Raw genomic sequence first — 546 nt, forward strand, 5'->3', positions numbered from 1 at the left:
GGCCGACGAATGGGGCAAGCTCACGATGGCCACCCTGCAGCGCGCCGCCGGCAACCCCGAGGAACTGGGCGCGGCCAGCTTCGACTACCTGTTCTATTCGGGCTACGTGGTGCTGGCCTACTGGTGGGCCCGCAGCGTCGCCGCCGCCGATGCCTCCGCGCAGAGCGAGGCGTTCAAGCAGGCCAAGCGCGAAACCGCCCGCTTCTACTTCGCCCGTGTCCTCCCGCGCACCCTCAGCCACGCCGCCGCGATCCAGTCCGGCGCCGCCCCGCTGATGACCATGGAAGACGCACATTTCGGCGAGGCCTGAGCACCGCACCGGCCCACCGACCCACCGACCCACCGACCAACGGTCACTCAATACCGCCACCGCTGTGACTCCGGCAGGTGCCGACCGCTGGTTGGTACCACCGACACCCCATCTGGAGAAAAGCCCCCTTTTTGTTAAAGGGGGCGCGCCAACGGCGCGGGGTTTAGGTGGAATGCGCGGAACGCGGTCGCCACCGGCGGCCGCGTTGGGCGCGCCAACGGCGCGGGGTTCAGGTG

The 546-nt window shown here is 69.6% G+C and carries 1 protein-coding gene; it reads left to right on the forward strand.

Features of this window, described 5'->3' with window-relative positions:
* Positions 1-310 (forward strand): acyl-CoA dehydrogenase C-terminal domain-containing protein (locus ACXJKJ_RS31785; RefSeq protein WP_457395701.1); only part of this gene is annotated, 310 nt, incomplete at its 5' end.
* Positions 311-546: the final 236 nt, after the last annotated feature.

This window comes from Roseateles sp. P5_E1, from assembly GCF_054049335.1.